The following is a 14,799-nucleotide window of genomic DNA, read 5'->3' on the forward strand; positions in this document are numbered from 1 at the left end:
AGGATGAAGCTCCAGTTCAAGGTCCAGCAGTACCAGACCGACGCCGTCGACTCGGTGGTCGGGGTTTTCGATGGGCAGCCGAAACATGACGGTGTTTCGTACAGGATCGACCCGGGAAAGGTGAACCCGACGGCAAGGCTCGCCCTGTTCGAAGCGAGCACGACGCCTGACTCGGGTCTGCGCAACGCGGAGATCGCGTTGGCGGACCAACAGCTGCTGGACAACGTCCACCGAATCCAGCGATCCCAGTGTCTGCCGCTGTCGAAAAGCTTGAGAGACAGCAAAGCCGCCCCGGGTGTGCCCAACCTCGACGTCGAGATGGAGACGGGCACCGGTAAGACCTACGTCTACATCAAGACGATCATGGAGCTGAACAAGCGCTATGGCTGGTCGAAGTTCATTGTCGTCGTTCCATCGGTCGCCATCCGTGAAGGTGTGAAGAAGTCCTTCGATGTGATGGCCGAGCATTTCCAGCAGACGTACGGCACCAGGCCCCGGTCCTTCGTGTACAAATCGTCCCAGCTTCACGAGCTGGAACGGTTCAGCTCCGACGCCGGTGTCCAGGTGATGATCATCAACATCCAGGCATTCAACGCCACTGGCAAGGAAAACCGCCGGATCTACGATGTCCTCGACGATTTCCAGTCGCGTCGTCCCATCGATGTCATCAGCGCTAACCGGCCCATCGTGATCATCGACGAGCCCCAGAAGATCGGTGCTCTCAAATCGCTGCAAGCGCTGTCGCGGTTCAACGCGCTCATGGTGCTGCGCTACTCGGCTACCCATAAGGTCGAGCACACCAAGATCCACCGCCTCGATGCCCTCGATGCCTACAACCAGAAGCTGGTCAAGAAGATCGCGGTGCGAGGCATCACGGTGAAGGGGCTCGCTGGCTCCACGGCGTACCTGTACCTGGATGCGATTGAGATCGCCAAGGGGGCCAAGCCGCGCGTTCGCGTCGAAATCGAAGTGCAGACCAAGGGCGGCCCGATCAAACGGCAGGTCAAACGCCTCGACGTTGGTGCCAACCTGCACGATGTCTCTAATGGCATCGAGGCCTATAAGGGCCTGTTTATCACAAACATCGACGCCAACCGCGATGTCCTTGAACTCAGCAATGGTGACATTGTCATCGCTGGTCAGCTCGCCGATCGCGATGTGACTGCGGAGACCAAGCGACGTATCCAGATCCGCGAGGTGATCCGGGCGCACTTTGACAAGGAGCGGGAGCTGTTCGCCCGGGGCATCAAGGTGCTTTCGTTGTTCTTCATCGACGAGGTCGCGAAGTACCGCGACTACGGTCGAGAGGACACTCTAGGTGACTACGCCCGCGTCTTCGAGGAAGAATACACCGCGCACGTCGAGGAGATCCTCGGCGAGCTTGAACTCGATTCCGCAACCGCTGCGTACCAGGCGTACTTGCGGCGCGACCAGGTGCGTGCCGTGCACCGGGGTTACTTTTCTATCGATAAGAAGACCAAACAAGAAGTCGATGGCCCCGTACACAAGACCGGCGACGAGAAGGGCCAATCGAAGGACGTCGATGCTTACGACCTGATTCTCAAGAATAAGGAACGTTTGTTGTCGTTCGCCGAGCCTGTGCGGTTTATTTTCTCCCACTCCGCGCTGCGCGAAGGTTGGGATAATCCCAACGTGTTCGTTATGGGCATGCTCAAAAAGAGCGATAATATTGTCTCGCGGCGTCAAGAGATCGGCCGTGGTCTGCGGCTGGCCGTTGACCAGCACGGCGAGCGCATGGACAACCCAGTCACGGTGCACGACATCAACGAACTGACCGTCGTCACCGACGAGTCCTACACTGACTTCGTAGACGGGCTTCAGAGGGAAATCTCCGAGTCCCTGGTTGCGCGGCCGCGCAAGGCGAGCGTGGATTTCTTCACCGGAAAAACCATCCAGATTCCGGATGGTGAATTCGTCGTTGACGAGGCACTTGCACAGGCGCTCTACAAGTACCTGGTCAAGAACGACTACATCAACGACGACGACACCATCTCCGAGGCGTACAAGGAAGGCAAGGAAGCTGGCACGCTCGCTGTTCCAACTTCCGAGATCCTCAAGCCTGTCATCGACTTCGTCTGGCCGTTGGTGGACTCCCTCTACATTGACCTGCCGCTCCCGACCAATGGCCGTAAACCCAAGAAAATCCCGCTCAACGAGGCCAACTTCGCCAAGAAGGAGTTCCAGGCTCTGTGGGGCCTGATCAACCACAAGGCCGTCTATCAGGTCGAGTTCGACTCAGCCGAGTTGATTGGGAAATGCGCCCAGGCGCTCGACAAGCACCTCAATGTCGCCTCGATGCAGTACGTCGTCCGGGCAGGAAAGCAGCGCGATTCCCTCGAAGCCGACGACCTTACCAAGGGTGCCGGATTTGATGTGTCGAGCACGGCCACCCACACCGGTTCGGTCTCGGCCAGCTCTCAAGTGAAGTATGACCTGCTTGGTGAGATAACCGAGAAGACCAGGCTCATCCGCCGTACCGTCGCTGCCATTCTTGGCGGAGTCACACCGGAGACCTTCGCCAAGTTCCGACTCAACCCTGAGCAGTTCATCACTGAGGCCGCCAGGCTCATCAACGAGCAGAAGGCGACCGTCGTCGTCGAGCACTTGGCCTATGACGCGCTGGAGGACCGGTTTGACACAGCGATCTTCACCGAGAATCAGACCAAACAGGACCTTAAGCACGCAGGCGACAAGCTGACGAAGCACATCTACGACTACGTCGTCACCGACTCCAAAGTGGAGCGTGACTTTGTCACCGAGCTCGACACGAGCAAAGAGGTTGCTGTCTACGCCAAACTGCCACGCGGATTCTTCATCCCAACGCCTGTCGGTGACTATAACCCCGACTGGGCCATTGCATTCACCGAGGGCAGCGTGAGGCATGTGTACTTTGTGGCCGAGACTAAGGGCTCACTCTCGACTTTCCAGCTCAAGGGCGTCGAGAACGCCAAGATCGAATGCGCCCGCAAGTTTTTCGCTTCCCTCGATGATATGAACGGCCAGGACGTCAAGTACGAAGTCGTTACCGACTACTCGGAGCTGATGCAGGTGGTGGCAGGATGACAGATCATGCCCCACAGATGGCCGATGTGTTTTGTGCCGGGTGTGGTGGCAGCCCTGGTGCGTGGTGAGATCGCTTTCCCACTACCTGTATGCCAGGGAGCTGCTGGAAAATGCGGTTCAGTTTTTGTCCTGGCTCCTACCGACCAGAGCTTCGGGGGCCCTGCCGGTCAGCGCGGTGTTCGGGGCCGCTGAGACCGGATTCCGCAGACCATCGAGCACCGGGACGATCTCCGGTACCGTGTTCCCCCGACCGCTGCGGCGGGGGCGTCGAGCAACCGCGTCAGCTCGCCCTTTGCGGGTCCTCCGCCGGTAGTGGATGGGGGTGACCAGCAGCCGTTCCGACAGCGAGAGCGGTCCGCGTCGCAGGGTCCGGTGGCGGGCCCGCTTGTGGTGCGGGCTGATCGGCGGGTGGTCGAGGATGTAGCGCTCGACGTCGGCCGGCAGCGCGTCGAACTCGTGTGCCTTGAGCCCGGTGAGTACGACGTGGTGTTGCCATGCGGGTGCCCGGTCCTGGGGTTGGGTGCGCTCCTGCTGCCTCGGAACCGGTCTCGGCGCGGGGGCCTGGGGCCGCAGTGTGTAGTTCCCTGTGCCGTGCCAGCCGTGCTCGGCCAAGGGAAGGGTGTCCATGAGCGCATCCGGCACGGTGACGCCGGTGGGGTAGCTACCGGGGTCGAATGCGGCGTGCACCCTCAGCCCGGTACGGGTGGTGGTCGCGCCGATGGTGTTGACGACGACCTCGTTGCCGGTCAACGGCCTGCCGCGCCAGTTGGTACTGATCGCGGAGAACAGCCGGTGCTCGATCTTGTTCCATTTCGAGGTGCCGGGCGGGAAGTGGCACACCGTCACCTCCAGCCCACTCTGGTGTGCGAAGTCGGCCAGGTGCTTCTTCCAAGCCCGCACCCGGTACCCGTTGGACCCGCCCGCGTCCGCGGTGATCAGCACACGGGTCGCGTGCGGGTAGCGGTGGCTCCCTTGAGCGGTCCACCAGCTGCGCAGGGTGGCCACGGCGAACGCGGCGGTGTCCCCGTCACAGCCCACGCCGGGGGTGAGTCAGGCGTGAGCCACTTCTGAGCAGTCTTTGGTGGTCTGGTGAGCCGTTCACCGAGCTCGGCTTCAATTCCGGGGCCGGGTGTGTTCGGTTCGGGGAATTCTCGCGTGGGGTGTCGAATCCGGGGGCGGGGGCGCGCTTCTTACTCAGTGAAGGGCAAAAACAGCCGTCACTTGGGAGGGTGCCCGTAAACGAGTAAGAACAGACCCTGGTCCGCCTGCTGCCCCGGATCACCGGCCGGGACAAGCGCATCCTCTACGGGTTGTGGGAGCACCGGGTGCTGGCCACCCACCACCTGCACCAGATCTTCTTCCCCGGCGCGGGTGTCGAAGGGTTCGGACTGGGGCGCTCCGCCACGGGTGCCGCCCAGTCGCCATTTGACCCAGTAGCGGGCGCGTCCGTCGGCCAGGGTGCGCTGGTTGATGGTTGCCATGGGTGGACCATCGCTTGGGTGGGCGGGAAAGCGAAGGGAATCCGCGAAGGTCCTCGAAGATCTTTGCACAGGCCAGGCCGGGTGCCCGACGGATGTACCGATGCCCGTATGCGGCGGGTCTGTGCGGCTTCGGGGCGGGTCAGGGCCGGAGTGCACGGGCGTGCACCCCCGACACATCGGTGAGTGACGGGATGGGCGGTGCGCACTCACCGGCCCGGGTCGTGGGCCCCGTGCACCCTCCGGTGCACCCCCGACAACGCAAAAGCCCCTGACCGTTGCGCTTTCGCGCTGGTCAGGGGCTTGAGCCTCTGGGGTGAGTGACGGGACTTGAACCCGCGACTTCTTGGACCACAACCAAGTGCTCTACCGGCTGAGCTACACCCACCACGTCCGCCTGGCCTCTCGGCCCTGCGTACGTATGAAAGCTTATCGGACTCTGAGGAGTGCTTCGATCAGTTTTCCGGGGTGGACTTTGCGAGAGCCGCGTCACGTGCCTCGAAGCCGGTGCCGTCGGCGACTACTTCGGCGGCGATGGCGCGGGCCGTGGACGAGCTCAGGCCGGGTTCCGGGAGGAAGGCGGCAGCGCGGAAGTAGCGCAGCTCACGGATGCTTTCGGTGATGTCGGCGAGGGCGCGGTGGCCGCCGTTCTTCTCCGGGCTCGCGTAGTAGACGCGCGGGTGCCAGCGGCGCAGGAGCTCCTTGATGGAGGAGACATCGACCATCCGGTAGTGCAGGAAATCGTCGATGCGCCGCATGTCGCGGGCGAGGAAGGTGCGGTCCGTGGCGATCGAGTTGCCGCACAGGGGCGCCTTGCGGGGCTCGGTGACGTACTGGTGGATGTGCTCCAGGACGCGGTCCTCTGCTTCTTCGAGGGTCACGCCCTTGTCGAGCTCCTCCAGGAGCCCCGAGGTGGTGTGCATGTTCCGGACGAAGTCGCCCATCCGGTCCAGGGCCTTCTGCGGGGGCTTGATCACGACGTCCACACCCTCGTCGAGGATGTTCAACTCGCCGTCGGTGATCAGACAGGCAACCTCGATCAGTGCGTCGTTCTCGAAGTCGAGGCCTGTCATCTCGCAGTCGATCCACACCAAACTGTCATTCATACCGGTCAGCTTAGGGGTTTTGCGGAGCAGTGCGGAGATAGCGAAGGGGCGGCGGGTCCACGACCCACCGCCCCCGTCACCACTGGGTCAGTCCCAGACGAAGGGGTCCGAGACCCCCGGCGGTTCGCCGACGTCGAAGATGATGTACAGCCAGTCCCACACGTCCCAGAACTGGAGATAGGCCAGTACCAGCAGGACCAGGGTGATCGCGATCAGGGCGAAGCAGCCGCAACCGCAGCCGCGCTTCTTCTTCGCGGGCGGCTGAGGCGGCTGTGGCGGCTGGCCGTACGGGTTGCCGAACGGGTCGCCCTGGGGTCCTCCGGGAGGACCGCCCTGGGGCCCACCGGGGGGCGGACCCCAGGGGGAGCCGCCGGGCGGACCACCGGGACCACCCGGGCCGCCGGCAGCGCCGCCCATGGGGCCCTGGTGCGGGCCGCCGGGAGGAGGTCCACCGGGGCGGCCAGGTCCACCAGGGGGACCGCCGGGGCCGCCGCCCATGGGCGGGCGCGGGCCGGGGCCGCTGGGCGGCGGGCCGAACTGCTGGGGTGGCTGCTGACCGGGGGGCGGGCCCTGCGGCGGCATCGGCGGGCGGTTGCCCATCTGCTGCGGCGGCGGGAAGCCCCCGGGCGGGCCGAACCGCTGCGGCGGCTGACCGGGAGGCGGACCCTGCGGCCCGAACCCCTGCTGCTGGAAGCCGGGCTGAGGGCCGGACGGGGGCTGGTGCGGTCCGGACGGCGGCCGGTTCGCCCCGGACGGGGGCCGCTGGCCCGGGAAACCGCCCGGCTGCGGGCCGGAGAGCGGCTGGCCGTGAGGGCCGCCCGCGGGGTTGAAGCCCTGCTGCGGCCCGGACGGGGGCTGGTGCGGCCCGGACGGCGGCTGGTTGGCACCCGAGTGGGGCTGGCCCGGGTTCTGCGGGGTCCAGCCCAGCGGCGGGGCGCCGGCGGACTGGGGGTCGTTGGCCGCCGAAGGCGTGTCCGCCTGGGGGGCCGGGGGAGCGTGCTTGGCGGCCTCCTCGGCGCGCTTGCGCTCCTCCTCGGCCCGCTGCTGGGCTTCCTCGGCCTGCTTCTCGGCCTCGGCCTCCCCGCGGACCCGCTCCTCCTCGCGCTTCCGGGCAGCCTCCTCCTCGGCCTGGCGGCGCTGCTCCTTGCGCTCCTCGGAGAGGTCGGCCCAGCCCTCCTTGAGACTGCCGAGGAACTTGTTGAACTTGCCGCCCTTGTCGTCCCCGTCCTCGCCCGCGCCGCCCGAGAACATCGGGTCGTTGGGGTCGAAGATGGCGGTGCCGCCGGGCGACTGGTCAGCGCCGGACCGGTCGTCGCCGCCGGGCGTGAACACGGCGGTGCGCGGGGTCCCACCGGCGGCGTTGGGGTCGAAGACGGCGGTACGGGGGGTGTCGCCGATGGCGTTGGGGTCGAAGACGGCGGTACGGGGGGTGTCGCCGATGGCGTCGTCGGCGAGGTTGGCCGTGGGCACCTCGTCGTCCGGGATGTGGGCGGTGGGAACGTCGTCGCCCGATCCGGGCAGGTCGCCGGGGTCGACCCGCATGGTGGTGCCGACACCGCTCAGGTCAGCGGTGGCCTCGTCGTCGTCGGCGAGGTTGGCCGTGGGCACCTCGTCAGCGTGGTCAGTGGACTGCTGGCTCCAGGACGGGCTGATCCGCATGGTGCTGGGCTCGTCGTCCACCGGGGGCTGGTTGCCCGGGGCCGAGGCCTGCTGGGCCCAGGACGGATCGATCCGCATGGTGCTGGGCTCGTCCCCGACCGGGGCGGGGGGAGGGGTGGTGCCGGGGGGCTGCTGGGGGGAGGCGTCCTGTGCCCAGGAGGGGTTGATTCGGACGGTGCTCGGCTCGTCGTCGTCGGGGGCGGCCGGGGGCTGCGGAGCGGGGTCGGGGGCCGAGGCCTGCTGCGCCCACGAGGGGTCGATGCGCATGGTGCTGGGCTCGTCCTCGACCGGTACCGGCGCGGGGGCGGAGGAGCCCAGCCGAACCGTCCCCTCCTCCTCGTCGTCGGACGAGGGGTCGTCCCTGTTCTGACCGCCCAGGTAGGTGGTGGCGGCTTCCTCGTCGGAGCCGTCGGCGCCGCCTTGGAGTTCGCTCAGTGAACGGGTATGCCTCGTCCACTCGTCACCGTTCCACCATCTGAGCGTCTGCGCGTCGCCCTGCGGGTCCGCGTACCAACCCGGCTCGATAGATCCACCCATGGGCGCCAGACTAAGGGGTTTTGGAGCTGTACTTAACCAGTGGAATCCGATTCTCCTTGAAGGCGGGGATTTGGTGGGTTCATCCCTCCCTTTTTGTGCTTACGTGGTGACTGAGGGTTCCGGTTCGGGGTGTTCCCTGGATAGCTGAGGGGGACTTGCCGTCGCGGCCGCCTCAGGGGCGGACCCCGGCCCCGACCCCGGTCCAGGGGCCGGTCCAGGGGCCGGGGACACTTTGCGTGTTCCAGCGATCAGGAGATGCTCGGGGTCCACCCGCCCGGGCGCTGTCGACGCGGAGCCCGGGACCTGGTCGTGGCCGAAGTGCCCGCCGCGGGACCACGTGCGGGACCGCTCCTCCTCGTTGGGGCGCCGCTCGCCCCACAGCCCGGGTGGACCGGCGGGCCAGCCCCTCTCCACACCCCACGAGCCCAGCCACTCCAGGACCGGTGCCAGACCGACCAGGGGGCCGTCGGTGAAAGGTTCCTTCTCCGTGGACACCACGGCGACCACGAGGCACACCCGGCCCTCGTCGCCGTGGTCCAGGTGCTGTCCGTAGCGCGAGGTGTGGCCCAGCAGGAGCTCGCTCCGGCGGGTGGCGGCCAGGATCTGCGCCACCGCGCCGGTCAGCGGGTTCCACACCAGGTGGGGGGTCCTGCCCTCGTGGACCAGGCGGGTCGCCTCCTCGCGGGCCGACCACATGTTCGGGTCGGTTCCGGTCACCGTCCACACGGCACGCGGGGCGCCGACCCCGCCGGAGGTCCGTGTGGTTCCTCCGTCGATCCTCTCGGCACCGGGCATCCACGCCTTCGCCATGGCACTCCCCAATCCGACCGCAGTGGGTCTCAAGCCTGGAGGTCCGGGACGGCAGTGGAGGGACGGGGTTCCGGATCCAGGTCCCTCCCGTGGTACGCCACCCCGGAGAAGAAGTCCATAGCCCTTCGAGTGGTGGATAGGTTCATGTCACCTTCTGTTCCGCGGGTCCTGGACGAACGTCCTCCGATCGCGGTTCCCGCCCCCGGCCCCCTGGCCTGAACCCCGCCTCGGACCCAGCCCCGAATCCCCACGAAATCCCCACGAAAGCGACGACCGGGCCGCGGCACACGGCCACGACCCGGTCGGTCGGTCATCGGTCCTGCGAGGGGTGCCCCTGAGCCCTTGGTGGCCTGAGCCCCTCTAACTCCCGTCGTTCTCGTCCGCGATGCGTAGGGAGAACGCCTGGAGGAAGATGTCCCCGATCTCCGTCGGGTCCTCGGTCATGTACGCCGCGCCCCCGGTGGCCGCCGCGATCTCCTGCAGCGGCTCCAGGTTCTGTACGTCCGGGCCGAAGGCGATCGTGATGATCGGGATGGGTCGGGACGGGCTGATGAGCGAGTCGAGCTGGGACATCAGTTCGTCGAATTCCAGCCCGCCGGGGTTGTCGTTGTCCCCGTCGGTGAGCATCAGCACGACGTTGGTGCGGTCGGGCCGGTAGGTCCGGGACATCTCCTGGTAGGCGGCCAGGTAGGTCTCGTACAGCGCCGTGTCGCCCCGCGGCAGCGGCTCCAGGTTCTGGATCGCGGCACCGATCACGTCCCGGTGCTCGTTCCCCGCCTCATCGGTGGCCTGCAGCTCTCTTATCGGGGCGATCTCCTGGTAGTTCATGCCGTTGTTGACGTTGGTGGAGAACTCCCACAGGCCCAGCTCGGAGGTGTCGGAGAACATCTGCAGGCCCTCGGCGGAGGCGGCGCCGGCCACCTGCATGCGGGTGAGCCCGGTGCCGGGAACCTCGGCCAGCATCGACCCGGAGATATCGATGATGGTCAGTACCCGGGAGTCCATCTTCAGCTGGTTCCAGAAACGGGTCAGCTCGGTGATGGAGCCCTCGGAGGGAGCGGGCAGCTCGCTCGGCTCCTCGGCGAGGAAACCGGCTTCCCCGGTCAGCACGGACGCGTCGAGCCCGCCCTCGGAGTTGCGGAAGCCCTCGGCGAGGAAGCGCTCGACGGCCTCGTCGGTGCGCACCGCGGTGCGGAACACCTCGGCGGCGCGGGTGACCTCGCTCTCCTCGCTGCGCACGATGTAGGGATAGTCGAGGAAGTAGGTGCCGTCGCTGAGGTAGTTGGGCTGGGCGGCGGAGTCGGAGTGGGCCGCGTTGTAGCGCCACACCGCCTGTTCGGACATCACCATCACGGGCGGCGCCTCGGCGCTGCCGCCGCTCAGGGCCAGGAACGCGGCGTCCTCGTCGGCGGAGGCGCCCTGGTGCAGGGCCTGCAGCGCGGCGGTCATGTGCGCGTTGAAGGTGTCGGCGTCGGGGGTGGCCTCCTCCAGGGCGCCGTGCAGCAGGTAGAGGGTGCCCAGGCCGCTGGAGCTGCGGGCCGGGTCGACCACCCGGACGACCCGGTCGGTCTCCTCGCCGGGGGCGGCGGTGGGGACCACGTCCATCCACGTGGTGTCCTCGTCGCTGTCGTCGGCGAATTCGGCGCGTTCGGTCAGCACCAGCGGGCTGCGGGCCAGCGAGGTGCCGGTCTCGGTGATGATGGCGTCCCCGGCCTGGCTCTGGACCAGGCGCGACCACACGGAGGAGTCCGGAATCCACACGTCTGAGTCGGTGTCGCCCATGGTGGCGCCGGCCCCGGTGATACCGAAGGCGACGTTGGCCGAGTCGGCCTGGCGCACGTTGGCGCGCACACACCTGTTGTCGACGGTGTGCTCTTCGGCGTTGAAGTCGCTGGCGATGTCGGTCAGCGCGGGGCCCAGTTCGGGGCTGACCGCGATGTCCAGTTCGATGTCGGAGCCGCCGCAGCCGTCGCCCTGCCCGAACATGTACACGCCCGCCACGGCGAGTCCGACCACGATCACCATCGCGGCGGCCAGGGCGGCGAACGCTCCGCCGCGACCGCGGCGGCGTCTGTTCCGGCCGGAGGGTTCTTCTGCGTATTTTCCGCGGTGACGTCCCACAGCATTCCTCACGGGTGGTGTACGGCCGAGGTGTCGTACAAGGGGGATGAGTCGGTAGGGGGTGTTATGTGGTGTTACTGATGGGAACGTTACTCAACGCACCAAGTGCCGTGAATGGGGCCACACTCGGAGGGCTGCGGGCAGCACTCGGACAGGTGGGGCCGGATCACTGACGGAGCAGCGGCCACCTTGGGAAATTCGACCGGTATGGACCGGATTGGCGTTCCGAATGTGGTCTGTCCGAAAAGCCATTCCGATACCGAATCGAGACCCCTTTGTTGGGGCTAGTTGTCGCAGTTGGGTACACACAGACGCCGCGAGATCGAGCTGAGGAAGATGTCGCCGATCTCGTTCGGCTCCTCGGTCACGAAGGACGAACCGCTGGTGGCCCGCGCGATCTGTGCCAGCTCCAGCTCGTCGGCCTGTTCACCGAAGGCGATGATGAACATCGTGACCGGTCGCTGGGGGTCGAACCGGTCCTGCAGCGCGGCCACCAGCTCCTCGTGGGAGATGTCGCTGGACCCTTCGTCCTGCCCGGCGGTCAGCAGGATGACGCTGTTGATCTTGTCCTCGTGGTAGTTGTCCGTCACCTCGTCGTAGGCGGCCAGGATGTTGTCGTACAGGCGTGACTCGCCGCCCGCGACCTCCAGTTCCTCGGCTACCTTGACCAGCTCCTGGCGGCGGGTGGTGTCGCCGTTGTCCGCCGCGCCCAGCCGGTGCATGTCCGCGGCCTCGTCACGGCCGTTCCCGTCGAGCTCCTCGGACATCAGCCACAGGCCCATGTCGGTCTCGTCGGGGAACATCCCCAGCCCCATCAGGGCGGCCTGCTTGGCGACCTCGATCCGCTGCGGGCCGCCGTTGAGGTCGTCGGCCATGTTCTCCGAGGCGTCGGCCAGCACCAGGGTGCGGCTGGGCATGCCCAGCCGGTTCCAGTCGGTGACCGAGGCGAGTAGGGCGTCGCCGGTCAGGTCGTCGTGGACGGGCGGCTGGTCCGCGATGATCCCGGTCTGGGCGGCAAGGGTGGACGAGGCCTCCCCGCTCGGGTCGCGAAAGCCCAGTTCGCGCAGGCTCGTCCGGTGCTCGCTGCCGCGCAGGACCTGGTACAGGTCGGCGGCGGCCGACTGCAGCGCGGAGTCGTCGGTGGCGGTGACGTACGGGTAGTCCAGGTTGACCGTGCCGTCGCTGATGTAGTGCGCCTGGAGCGCGGGGGCGGAGTCGGCGCGGCGGTTGTTGTAGGCCACCACGGCCTGCTCGGGCACGGCGATGACCGGGGCCACCCGCTCGTGTGCGGCGGCCGAGCCGGTGAAGACGTTGGTCAGGTCGATCTCACCGAACGCGCTGTCCAGCTGGACGTCGCGCACGAAGTCGGTCATCGCGGTGTCGGCGTCGTCCCCGCTGCCCAGGTGGGCGCGGATCGCGTGCATGACCGTCATGCCGTCGGCGCCGCGGTTGGGGTCGACCATCACCACGGGGCGGTCGGGGTCGCGCTCGTCGGGCAGGAGCAGGGTCCAGCTGGCGTCGTCCGGGTCCGGCATCCCCTCGGTGTTCGGCGGGGCCGCGAGCACCACCGGGGAACTCGCGAGGGAGGGCGGGTCGGTCTCGATCCCGTGCGCCCCGCCGTCGGAGACCCGGGCCAGCTCGACCCAGGCGGAGGACTCGGGCACCCACACGTGCGGGGCGATGGTGGAGTCGCCCGGCTGGCCACCGGTCAGCGCCGACAGGATCCGGTGCGGCGCGATCTCGTCCACCTGTGCGTACACGCACTGCCCGACGTAGCTGGGCCGGTCCGCGTTGAACTCCGCCGCCGCCTCGCGCATCACGGGGGCGATGCTCTGGGTGGTGGACACCCGCAGGTAACGGGTCTCCCCGCAGCCGAGGGCATTCATGGTGACCGGCACGGCGATCGCGGCGACGACGATCAGGGCGACGGCGATCGCGGTGATCCCCAGCGGCGACCGCACCGCCTTGCGGGTCGTGGTGACGGTCGGTGAGGGAAGACGGTGGCGTCCACTGGACACGTGCACTCCGGGGGTGTGGCTGTCTCCGGTCCCGGACTGAGAACCTCTGGGAGCCTCTCCGGGGCCGGGCTCAGGGGGCGGGCTCGGGGTCGGCCGCGGGGTGCTGCGCCCGGCACCCGCGGTGGGAACTGTACGAACCTTCGTGCGGCGAACGGCATCACACACTGCGGATGTGATCGACCAACCGTTGGCACACGAACGATTCCTCACCAGGACCTTACTCGTTGGTAGGTCGGGGAGGAAGGGTGGGGGTGTCCTGGCTCACAGTGTGAACACCGGGCCGACCGTCCCGCCGCTTGTCGGAGGGGTTCTCGAAGGGTTCCCCGGCGCACCCGGTGATCGCTTTGTTACGGCGCCGGTCCAGTACCACTGTTCACTCCCGGCTACCATTGGCCCCCGGTATTCGCTTGACCGATACTTGACGCCCGCTTGGCTGTTGCCCCGCGAATCAGAGGCACCCCGCGCGGTGGGCGCCCCCGTGACCGATCGACCCCCGAGGGTTATGGCATGTCCCATTCGCACAGTGACCGGCGGAGCCGAGGCAGTCTCGGCACCGCGCTGCTCGCCGGAGCCTGCTGCGCCGGCGCGGTGGCCTACGCCGTGCTGGTCGGGCCGTCGATGCTGCCACCGCAGGACGTGCAGACCACGAACGCGGCCAGCCCGGAGGTGCTCGGAAGCGCCATCGAGCCCCAGGAGGAGTCGGAGGACGGCTCCGGTCCCGTCGGCCACCTGCGCATCCACGTCAGCGACCGGGGCCTGGCCTGGGTGCAGACCCTGAACTGCACCGGCGACCTCGCCGAGGACCCCGAGCCCTGCGCCGTGATGGCCGAGGCCGCCGAGGAACTCGCCGGGGACCCGACCGCCGGTGACCCCGACTCCGACGAGAACGGGGAGCCGCGCGAAGTCTCCGCGGGCGAACTGTTCACCGAGGTCCGTGAGGGCACGGTCTGCACCGACAAGGTGTACGGCCCGCAGGAAGCCATGATCGAGGGCGTCTGGGAGGGCGCGGAGATCGAGACCACGCTCTCCCGCAAGGGCTCCTGCGAAGAGGCCCGCTGGCAGCGGCTGCGCGCCGTCACCGAACAGATCGCCTGAATCGGAAGGGCGCCGGGGGGTTCGGGCTGCGGGATAATCGCTGACCATGGATGTCATCAGGGTCAGTGACCCCGCCGACCCGCGTCTGGCCGACTACACCCGGCTCCGCGACGTCAACCTGCGCCGCCACCTGGAGGCCGAGCACGGCCTGTTCATGGCCGAGGGCGACAAGGTGATCCGCCGAGCCGCCACCGCCGGGTTCGTCCCCCGCAGCTTCCTGCTCACCGAACGCCGAGCCGAGGCCTTGGACGACGTGGTCGCTGCCTCCGGGGCGCCGCTGTACGTGGTGAGTGAGGAGACCGCCGAACGCGTGGTCGGCTTCGACCTGCACCGGGGAGCGCTCGCCGCCTACCACCGCAAGCCCCTGCCGGAGCTCGGGGAGGCCCTGGCCAGGGCTCGCAGCATCGTGGTGCTGGAGGACCTGGTGGACCACACCAACGTCGGCGCGATCTTCCGTAGCGCCGCCGGGCTGGGCGTGGACGCGGTGGTCCTCGCGCCGCGCTGCGCGGACCCGCTCTACCGCCGCTCCGTGAAGGTGTCGATGGGGGCGGTGTTCACCCTGCCCTACACCCGCCTCGACGACTGGTACGGCGGCCTGGACACCCTGCGCGACGCCGGTTTCGACCTCATGGCGCTCACCCCGGGCGAGGGTTCGCTGCCGATACGCGAGGCCATGGACCGCCTCGACGCCGACGCCAGGGTGGGGCTGCTGCTGGGCACCGAGGGCGACGGGCTGTCCTCACGCTGGCTGGAGCGGGCCACCTCCCGCGTGCACATCCCGATGGCCGACCGCGACATCGACTCCCTGAACGTCACCGCCGCGGCCGCCATCGCCTGCTACGAGCTCTCGAGGTTCAGCAACGTGGCGGCCCGGGAGCACCTGGGCTGAGC

Annotated in this window: 9 protein-coding genes, 1 tRNA gene and 1 pseudogene; 3 read left to right on the forward strand and 8 right to left on the reverse strand. The window is 67.7% G+C overall.

Going from position 1 to position 14,799, the window contains the following annotated elements; translation table 11 throughout:
• Positions 1-3 precede the first annotated feature (3 nt).
• Positions 4-3,084, forward strand: a complete 3,081-nt coding sequence (locus NE857_RS09915; protein ID WP_254420729.1) for a type III restriction-modification system endonuclease — start codon at positions 4-6, stop codon at positions 3,082-3,084.
• A 117-nt stretch (positions 3,085-3,201) separates the two neighbouring features.
• On the opposite strand, the pseudogene NE857_RS09920 reads toward NE857_RS09915, so the two are convergent.
• The 8 genes and pseudogenes from NE857_RS09920 to NE857_RS09955 form a co-directional block, all read right to left on the reverse strand.
• A pseudogene (locus NE857_RS09920) lies at positions 3,202-4,122 on the reverse strand (ISAzo13 family transposase); the annotation flags it as partial.
• 179 nt (positions 4,123-4,301) lie between these two features.
• Positions 4,302-4,565: a hypothetical protein gene (locus tag NE857_RS09925; RefSeq protein ID WP_254420730.1), complete on the reverse strand. Its 264-nt coding sequence runs from the start codon at positions 4,563-4,565 to the stop codon at positions 4,302-4,304.
• A 309-nt stretch (positions 4,566-4,874) separates the two neighbouring features.
• Positions 4,875-4,950 (reverse strand) — tRNA-His (locus NE857_RS09930).
• 67 nt (positions 4,951-5,017) lie between these two features.
• Positions 5,018-5,668 carry an oligoribonuclease gene (orn, locus tag NE857_RS09935; protein WP_254420731.1) on the reverse strand — a complete coding sequence of 217 codons (651 nt, stop codon included), beginning with the start codon at positions 5,666-5,668 and terminating at the stop codon, positions 5,018-5,020.
• 87 nt (positions 5,669-5,755) lie between these two features.
• Positions 5,756-7,864, reverse strand: a complete 2,109-nt coding sequence (locus NE857_RS09940; RefSeq protein WP_254420732.1) for a DUF2510 domain-containing protein — start codon at positions 7,862-7,864, stop codon at positions 5,756-5,758.
• Positions 7,865-7,963: 99 nt separating this feature from the next.
• A complete protein-coding gene (locus tag NE857_RS09945) occupies positions 7,964-8,674 on the reverse strand; it encodes a hypothetical protein (RefSeq protein ID WP_254420733.1) in 711 nt (236 codons plus the stop codon).
• Positions 8,675-9,034: 360 nt separating this feature from the next.
• A complete protein-coding gene (locus tag NE857_RS09950; RefSeq protein ID WP_254420734.1) occupies positions 9,035-10,795 on the reverse strand; it encodes a substrate-binding domain-containing protein in 1,761 nt (586 codons plus the stop codon).
• 284 nt (positions 10,796-11,079) lie between these two features.
• Positions 11,080-12,813 (reverse strand): substrate-binding domain-containing protein, encoded by a 1,734-nt coding sequence (locus tag NE857_RS09955; RefSeq protein WP_254420735.1) that lies wholly within the window; start codon positions 12,811-12,813, stop codon positions 11,080-11,082.
• A gap of 507 nt (positions 12,814-13,320) precedes the next feature.
• Here NE857_RS09955 and NE857_RS09960 point away from each other — a divergent pair.
• The gene (locus tag NE857_RS09960; protein ID WP_254420736.1) at positions 13,321-13,908 is read left to right on the forward strand and encodes a hypothetical protein; all 588 of its coding nucleotides are present in this window, start codon (positions 13,321-13,323) and stop codon (positions 13,906-13,908) included.
• A gap of 46 nt (positions 13,909-13,954) precedes the next feature.
• Positions 13,955-14,797, forward strand: a complete 843-nt coding sequence (locus NE857_RS09965; RefSeq protein WP_254420737.1) for a TrmH family RNA methyltransferase — start codon at positions 13,955-13,957, stop codon at positions 14,795-14,797.
• Positions 14,798-14,799: the final 2 nt, after the last annotated feature.

The organism is Nocardiopsis exhalans, from assembly GCF_024134545.1.
In the GTDB taxonomy this organism is placed as follows: Bacteria; Actinomycetota; Actinomycetes; order Streptosporangiales; family Streptosporangiaceae; genus Nocardiopsis; species Nocardiopsis exhalans.

What these genes read in the sequence shown, in the direction of transcription:
- NE857_RS09915 (WP_254420729.1), top strand. Translation starts at nt 4, where the DNA reads ATGAAGCTCCAGTTCAAGGTCCAGCAGTACCAGACCGACGCCGTCGAC.
- NE857_RS09925 (WP_254420730.1), bottom strand. Translation starts at nt 4,565, where the DNA reads ATGGCAACCATCAACCAGCGCACCCTGGCCGACGGACGCGCCCGCTAC.
- orn (WP_254420731.1), bottom strand. Translation starts at nt 5,668, where the DNA reads ATGAATGACAGTTTGGTGTGGATCGACTGCGAGATGACAGGCCTCGAC.
- NE857_RS09940 (WP_254420732.1), bottom strand. Translation starts at nt 7,864, where the DNA reads ATGGGTGGATCTATCGAGCCGGGTTGGTACGCGGACCCGCAGGGCGAC.
- NE857_RS09945 (WP_254420733.1), bottom strand. Translation starts at nt 8,674, where the DNA reads ATGGCGAAGGCGTGGATGCCCGGTGCCGAGAGGATCGACGGAGGAACC.
- NE857_RS09960 (WP_254420736.1), top strand. Translation starts at nt 13,321, where the DNA reads ATGTCCCATTCGCACAGTGACCGGCGGAGCCGAGGCAGTCTCGGCACC.
- NE857_RS09965 (WP_254420737.1), top strand. Translation starts at nt 13,955, where the DNA reads ATGGATGTCATCAGGGTCAGTGACCCCGCCGACCCGCGTCTGGCCGAC.